Genomic DNA, 7,652 nt, shown 5'->3' with positions numbered 1-7,652 from the left:
CCGCGGGGCGTGGCCCCGGTGGCCGGGCTGGGGGCCGAGCTCGCCTCCGCGCGGCTCGAGGTCCCGGGCGAGCTGCTCGAGTACGGCCCGTAGCGCGCGGCGTCGCGGCGGGATCAGTCCATCGACCGCAGTTCGACCTTGCGGATCTTGCCGGTCGCGGTGCGGGGGATGGCGTCGGTGATCACCACCTCGCGTGGTCGCTGGGAGGATGTGAGCCGCTCGGCGCCGAAGGCCGTCACGGAGGCCACCAGCTCTTCGTGGCCGGGCGCGTCATCGGTGGGCACCACTACCGCGATCACCAGCTCGCCCCACGTGGGATCGGGTCTGCCGATGCACGCGACCTCGGCGACGTGCGGATGGTCCATGAGCACGCGCTCGACGTGCAGTGAGCTGACGTTCTCGCCGCCGGACTTGACGATGTCCTTGACCCGGTCGGAGAACCACACCACACCGTCCGAATCGATTCGGCCCAGGTCGCCAGAGTGCATGTGGCCACCCACGAACACCGCGGCGTTGGCGTCCGGGTTGTTCCAGTACCCCTCCATCACGGTCGGGCCGCGGTAGGCGAGCTCGCCGTCGCCCCCGATGTCCACCAGATCCTCGCCTCCGGGTTCGCAGATGCGGTTCTCGGCGACCGGAGTCGGGTATCCCCACGAGTCGGACTTGTCGGGGTTGAGTTCGGGCCACTGCATTACGGTGGCAGGGGTGCACTCGGACATGCCCGAGCCCAGGACGATCCGTGCATCAGGAAGTGCCGAGGCAAGTCGCTCCCGCATGTCGGCCGACATCGGTGCCATCGCGTAGAGCAGCATCTCGATCGAGCTCAGGTCAAGGCCTCGGTCCGCCCCGTCGGCGAGTGCGGCCAGCATGAGCGGCAGTCCCACGAGGTGCGTGGCGCGGACGCGGGCGACGGTGTCCGAGTATTGCACCGGGTCGAAGCCGGGCAGGAGGTGGATGGTTGCGCCCATGGTGATGCCCGCCATGAGCACTCCATTGAGGCCGGCGGTGTGGAACAGCGGGAGCGGGAGCACAGTCACCGCGCCCGTGGCGCCCCACGGCATGCCGAAGGTGGCACCGTTCGACAGGCCCGCCATGGTCACCGCCAGGTGGGAGGTGAGGACACCCTTGGGGCGGGAGGTGGTGCCAGAGGAGTAGAGGCACTGGACGACCTGCCGGTCGCCGATCACCGTGTCAGGGTTGGAGTCGTCGCCGGCGAGTAAGTCGTCCCACCCGAGCAGGGCGGGTCCGTCTGGTGCGGTGGAAAGCCCGTCAGGAACCCCGCCGACGACGACGACGTGGTCGATCGCCGGAACCGCGGCGACCGCACCGAGCGCGAGCTCCGCCAACGTGGAGTGGACAACGAGCACTCGGGTGCCGGAGTCGACGAGCGCATGAACGATGTTTTCCGGCCCGGACAGCAGGTTGATCGGGAGACTGACCATGCCGGCTTTGGCAGTGCCGAAGTAGGTGGCAACGAATTCGCGGCAGTTCGTCGACAGGATCGCCACTGGCTCCTGCTCTGCCACGCCGAGGTCGACGAGTCCATGTGCGAGGCGATTCGCGGTGGACTCCAGTTCGCGGTAAGTCCAGGATCCGGTGTCGTCGGTGACCGCGGTTCGGTCGGAGAAGGTGGCCGCCGCCCGGGTCGGGATATCTCCCACCGAGCAGCGTCGGGCGAGGGCGTGATCGGTGGGGTCGATTCCGGTGAGGTCGAGGTGCACGAGTGCTCCGTTCGGGTGGGGAGAGGGGGCGCAGCTGTTGTGAGGAAGATCACTGCTCGTCCAGAATGGCAAAGCCGGCGCATAAAAGCAAGCAATCGTGCTTGCTTTATTTGCCGTCGTCTGAGATCGTCGTCACATGACCGAATCGCAGTCCGCACCGTCCGAGGAGCCGATCGAGGTCCTCGCTGCGCTCGGTGCCCGTCTCGACGAGCTCGTCGACGCCGCCGGCGCGGCTCGCTGGAACACCGACACCCCCGCCGCGGGCTGGGATGTCGCCATGCAGATAGCCCACCTGACCTGGACCGACGAGGTCTCTGTCCTGGCCATCACCGACCCGGACGCCTTCGCGAAGGTCGTCGAGACCGCCATGGCCGACCCCGCCGGGTTCGTCGACGCCGGCGCCGCCGAGATCGCCGCCACCGGCAGGGACGAGGTCCTCGGCCGATGGCGGCGGGCCCGTGGCGAACTAGCCGATGCGCTGGGGTCCGCGGACCCGGGGGAGAAGCTCCCGTGGTTCGGGCCGCCCATGCGTCCCGGCTCGATGATCACCGCGCGGATCATGGAGAGCTGGGCCCATGGGATCGACGTGGCCGATGGTCTCGGCAGCCCCGTCAATGACGACCCGGCCTTCGTCGCGGCCCTGCCGCACGTCGCCAAGCTGGGATTCAAGACCCGCGCGTTCGCCTACATGATGAACGGGCTCGAGGCACCAACCTCCGAGATTCACGTGGCCCTCACGCACCCCGACGGAACCGCCGTCGAGTTCGGCACCGCGGGGGCTGACCAGCGGGTGAGCGGCCCGCTCCTCGACTTCTGCCTGCTGGTCACCCAGCGAGTTCACCTGGACGACACCGACCTGGAGACGCTGGGGGACGACGCTGCGGAGTGGCTGCGGATCGCGCAGGCCTTCGCCGGACTGCCCGGCGGTGGCCGGGAGAAGGGAACGCGATCATGACCGCGACTGAACAGAACCCCGGAACCGCGTCGGCAATGCCCGCCCTCCGTGTGGGCAACATGTCCGGGTTCTACGGCGACCGGATCTCGGCGATGCGCGAGATGCTCGAGGGCGGCGAACTCGACGTTCTTACCGGCGACTATCTCGCCGAGCTGACCATGCTCATCCTCGGCCGCGACAGGATGAAAAGCTCCGATCTCGGCTACGCCAAGACGTTCCTGCGCCAGCTCGAGGACTGCCTCGCGCTCGCGCTGGAGAAGAAGGTCAAGATCGTCGCCAACGCCGGCGGCCTCAACCCGGCCGGGCTGGCCGCGGCGATCGGTGAGCTCGGTGCGCGGCTCGGTCTCGGGCCGAAGATCGCCTACGTTCACGGTGACGACCTCATCGACCGTGTCGGAGAGCTGAGCATCCCGTCCGACGCCGGCCATCCGGTGACTGCGAATGCGTATCTCGGAGCGTTCGGCATCGCCCGGTGTCTCGATGCCGGCGCCGACGTCGTCGTCACCGGACGCGTCACCGACGCCTCCGTCATCGTCGGTCCCGCGATCTCCCACTTCGGCTGGGGCCGCGACGACCTCGACGCCTTGGCCGGCGCCACCGCGGCCGGGCACGTCATCGAGTGCGGCACCCAGGCCACCGGCGGCAACTACGCCTTCTTCAATCGCGGCGAGATCTCAGACCCCGTTGCACCGGGATTCCCGATCGCCGAGATCGCCGCCGACGGCACGTCCGTCATCACCAAGCATGCCGGAACCGGCGGCGCCGTCACCGTCGGAACCGTCGTGTCCCAACTGCTGTACGAGGTCACCGGCGCCCGCTACGGCGGCCCCGACGTGGTGACCCGCCTCGACACCGCCCGGCTCGAACAGGAGGGGCCGGACCGGGTCCGGATCACCGGGGTCCGCGGCGAGACCGCCCCGCCCACCACGAAGGTATCTGTGACCTGCCTCGGCGGTCACCGCAATGAGATCACCTTCCTGCTCACTGGACTGGATATCGACGACAAGGCCGCGCTGGTCGAGCGCCAGTTCCGTGCCGGGCTCGAGCGCGAGCCAGCCGAGCTGCAGTTCCGCCTCCACCGCACCGATCATCCCGATGCCGACACCCAGGCCGCCGCCACCGCGATGCTCACCATCGTCGGGTGGGACCCGGACGCCGACGTGGTGGGTCGCGCGTTCACCGACGCCGCCGTCGCCATGGCCCTGGCCAGCTACCCCGGCGCCACCCCGAGCGGCCCGCCCGGCCACGGCGGACCGTACGGCGTCTACATCCCGGCCTACCTCGACCAGGCCGCGGTTCCGCACTTCGCGGTGCTGCCAGACGGCACGGAGGTCGCGATCGAGCCGCCGGCCGAGACCGTCGAGATGGGCGACGGCCATGCCTCCGACGGACTCGGCGCCGACGGGGAGCCCCTTACCGCCGCCCCGGTGACCGGTCCCACGACCCGACGTCCGCTCGGCGACGTGCTGGGCGCGCGATCCGGCGACAAGGGCGGCACCGCCAACATCGGCCTGTGGGCCGCAGACGACCACGCCTACCGCTGGATGCTCGACACCCTCACCGTCGACGAGGTCCGCCGGCTCCTGCCCGAGGCCGCTGATCTTCCGATCGAACGCTACGAGCTACCGCGACTGCACGCGGTGAACTTCGTGATCGACGGTCTGCTCGGCAAGGGTGTCGCGCACGGCTACCGCTGGGACCCCCAGGCCAAGGGGCTGGCCGAGTGGCTGCGCTCGCGCGTCGTGGACGTCCCCGATTCCGTTCTGGCGCCGGTGCCGGCGCCGGGCACCGCCTGACCTCACAGTTCGCAGCCCGCCGCGGCCCGCGAATCGCCAGATCCTTCAAGGAGAGATTCCAGTGACGAGCACTATCTCTACATCCGTCAAGGTGCCGCCGCACGTTCCCGGCGACCCCTGGTACAGCGAGGAGCGCCTCGCCCTTCGCGAGACCACCACACGCTTTGCCGAGCGCGAGATCCTGCCGTACCTCGACGAGTGGGAGGCCGCCGGCCTGATCCCACGCGAGCTACACCTCAAGGCCGGCGAGCTCGGCCTGCTCGGCGTCCCGTTCCCCGAGGAGGTCGGTGGCGGTGGCGGCGACATGATCGACTCGCTCGTCGTGTGCGAGGCCCTCCACGAGGCGGGGGTCTCAGGTGGCGTGTTCGCCTCGCTGTTCACCTGCGGCATCGCGGTCCCGCACCTCGCGCAGTCCGGGCGCCCCGACCAGATCGAGCGCTGGGTCAGGCCCACGCTCGCCGGCGAGCTGATCGGCTCACTGGCCATCACCGAGCCCGGTGGCGGGTCCGACGTCGGGCACCTCACCACCACCGCCCGCCGGGATGGTGACCACTTCATCGTCAACGGCGCCAAGACCTACATCACCTCCGGCGTCCGCGCCGACTTCGTGGTAACCGCGGTGCGCAGCGGCGGTGAGGAACTCAAGGGTGCGGCCGGCGTGAGCCTGCTGGTCATCCCCACCGACACCCCGGGATTCCACCGATCCGCCCCGCTCGACAAGCTCGGCTGGCGCGCCTCGGACACCGCCGAGCTCACCTTCGACGACTGCCGCGTGCCGGTCGAGAACCTCGTGGGCGAGGAGAACAGCGGGTTCGCCCAGATCGCGACCGGCTTCGTCTCCGAGCGCGCGGCGTTGGCCTGCCAGGGCTACTCGCACGCTCAGCGCTGCCTCGACCTGACCCTGGACTGGGTCCGCGAGCGCGAGACCTTCGGCCGCCCGCTGCTGTCCCGGCAGGCCGTGCAGAACACGGTCACCGAGATGGCCCGCCGTATCGACATCGCCCGCACCTACACCCACCACTGCGTGAACCTCGCGGTCTCGGGGCACGACGCGATCGCCGAGGTGTGCTTCGCCAAGAACACCGCGGTCGAGACCGCGGAGTGGGTGGCCAACGAGGCGGTCCAGCTCTTCGGCGGGCTCGGCTTCATGTCCGAGTCCGAGGTGAGCCGCCAGTACCGCGACGTGCGACTCCTCGGCATCGGCGGTGGCACCACGGAGATCCTCACCACCCTCGCCGGCAAGCGTCTGGGGTTCTCGGCATGACCCTCCTGCGCTCGACACTGGACACCGGCGGCGCAGAGTTCGGCGCCGCCAGGAAGGCGATGGAGGGCAAGCTCGACCAGCTCGCCGCCGATCTCGCCCCGGCCCTGGCCGGCGGTAGCGAGCGCACGGTGGCCCGCCACCGCGAGCGCGGCAAGTTCACCGCCCGCGAGCGGATCGACATGGTGCTGGACCGCGAGTCCCCGTTCCTGGAACTGTGCGCGCTCGCCGCCTGGGGCTCGGACTTCCAGACCGGCGCCTCCGTGGCGGCCGGCATCGGTGTGGTCGAGGGCGTGGAGTGCATGGTCATCGCCAACGACCCCACGGTCAAGGGCGGCACCTCCAACCCGTGGACGCTGCGCAAGATGCTGCGGCTCAACGACATCGCCATGAAGAACCGCCTGCCGGTGATCAACCTCGTGGAGTCCGGCGGCGCCGACCTGCCCACGCAGAAGGAGGTGTTCGTCCCCGGCGGGGCGCTGTTCCGGGACCTGACGCGCCTGTCGAAGGCGGGCATCCCGACCATCGCTGTGGTCTACGGCAACTCGACGGCCGGCGGCGCGTACGTGCCGGGCATGAGCGATCACATCGTGATGATCGACGGGCAGTCCAAGGTCTTCCTGGCCGGCCCGCCGCTGGTCAAGGCGGCCACGGGCGAGATCGCGGACGAGGAGACGCTCGGTGGCGCGGACATGCACGCCCGGGTGTCCGGGCTCGCGGACCACCTCGCCGTGGACGAGGCCGACGCCGCCCGCATCACCCGCGGCATCGTGCGCCGGCTGAACTGGACCAAGGCCGGTCGCGCCCCGCGCGCCGAGGTGGCCGAGCCGCTGTACCCGACCGAGGACCTGCTGGGGATCGTCCCCGAGGACCTCAAGATCCCGTTCGACCCGCGGGAGATCATCGCCCGCATCGTGGACGGCTCGGACTTCGACGAGTTCAAGCCGCTCTACGGCGCGAGCCTGGTGACGGGCTGGGCCGAGATCCACGGCTACCCGGTGGGGATCATCGCCAACGCGCGGGGCGTCCTGTTCAGCGAGGAGGCCCAGAAGGCCACGCAGTTCATCGAACTGGCCAACCGCTACGACACGCCCCTGCTGTTCATGCACAATACCACCGGCTACATGGTGGGTTCGGAGTACGAGCGCGGCGGGATCATCAAGCACGGCTCGATGATGATCAACGCGGTCTCCAACTCCGAGGTCCCGCACCTGTCGCTCATCACCGCGGCCTCCTACGGGGCGGGCCACTACGGCATGTGTGGCCGCGCGTTCGACCCGCGTTTCCTCTACAGCTGGCCCAGCGCCAAGTCGGCGGTCATGGGCGCGCAGCAGTTGGCCGACGTGGTGACCTCGGTCGCCGCCGCGTCGTCGGCGGCGCGCGGGGAGGAGATGGACCCGGCGACCGTCGAGGGGCTCAAGGCCGCGATCGAAGGCCAGATCGAGAAGGAGTCCCTGCCGGCGTTCCTGTCGGGGATGCTCTACGACGACGGCGTGATCGACCCCCGTGACACCCGGACCGTGCTGGGACTGAGCCTGTCCGCGATCCATTCCGCCGAGGTCGCCGGCACGAGCCGCTTCGGCGTCTTCCGGATGTGAGGAACCAGACCATGAGCTCCACGAACCCCGCCCAGCCGCGCACCGCCGCGGCGTCCCCGATGTCCGGGACAACCCCGATGACGACGACGACGACAACGCGCCCGATCACCTCAGTCCTGGTGGCCAACCGCGGCGAGATCGCCCGACGCGTCCACCACACCGCCCGCGCACTGGGCATGGCCACGGTGGCCGTCTTCTCCGATGCCGACTCCGGCGCCCCTCACACCCGGGAGGCCGACGCGGCGGTCCGACTGCCGGGCAACACCCCGGCCGAGACCTATCTGCGCGGCGATCTCGTGATCGCCGCGGCCGGGGCGGCCG

The 7,652-nt window shown here is 70.0% G+C and carries 6 protein-coding genes; 5 read left to right on the top strand and 1 reads right to left on the bottom strand.

What is annotated here, in order from left to right:
• Positions 1–113 precede the first annotated feature (113 nt).
• Complete coding sequence (locus tag G6016_RS11560) at positions 114–1,721, bottom strand: AMP-binding protein (protein WP_182632796.1); 1,608 nt, start codon at positions 1,719–1,721, stop codon at positions 114–116.
• A gap of 136 nt (positions 1,722–1,857) precedes the next feature.
• Here G6016_RS11560 and G6016_RS11555 point away from each other — a divergent pair, with 136 nt between their 5' ends.
• The 5 genes from G6016_RS11555 to G6016_RS17280 all read left to right on the top strand — a co-directional run.
• A complete protein-coding gene (locus G6016_RS11555; protein ID WP_182632795.1) occupies positions 1,858–2,676 on the top strand; it encodes a TIGR03084 family metal-binding protein in 819 nt (272 codons plus the stop codon).
• Positions 2,673–4,472, top strand: coding sequence for an acyclic terpene utilization AtuA family protein (locus G6016_RS11550; RefSeq protein WP_241730256.1), 1,800 nt, complete (start codon positions 2,673–2,675; stop codon positions 4,470–4,472). Before G6016_RS11555 ends, G6016_RS11550 begins: the two co-directional genes overlap by 4 nt.
• A 61-nt stretch (positions 4,473–4,533) precedes the next feature.
• The gene (locus G6016_RS11545) at positions 4,534–5,736 is read left to right on the top strand and encodes an acyl-CoA dehydrogenase family protein (RefSeq protein WP_182632794.1); all 1,203 of its coding nucleotides are present in this window, start codon (positions 4,534–4,536) and stop codon (positions 5,734–5,736) included.
• On the top strand, positions 5,733–7,331 hold the full coding sequence (locus G6016_RS11540) for an acyl-CoA carboxylase subunit beta (protein ID WP_182632793.1): 1,599 nt from the start codon (positions 5,733–5,735) through the stop codon (positions 7,329–7,331). Before G6016_RS11545 ends, G6016_RS11540 begins: the two co-directional genes overlap by 4 nt.
• A 77-nt stretch (positions 7,332–7,408) precedes the next feature.
• Positions 7,409–7,652 (top strand): biotin carboxylase N-terminal domain-containing protein (locus G6016_RS17280; RefSeq protein ID WP_277815141.1); only part of this gene is annotated, 244 nt, incomplete at its 3' end.

This window comes from Dietzia aerolata, from assembly GCF_014144865.1.
Classification (GTDB): Bacteria; Actinomycetota; Actinomycetes; order Mycobacteriales; family Mycobacteriaceae; genus Dietzia; species Dietzia aerolata.
Note: the sequence above shows the minus strand (reverse complement) of the source record. Positions and strands in the feature narration are given on the sequence as shown.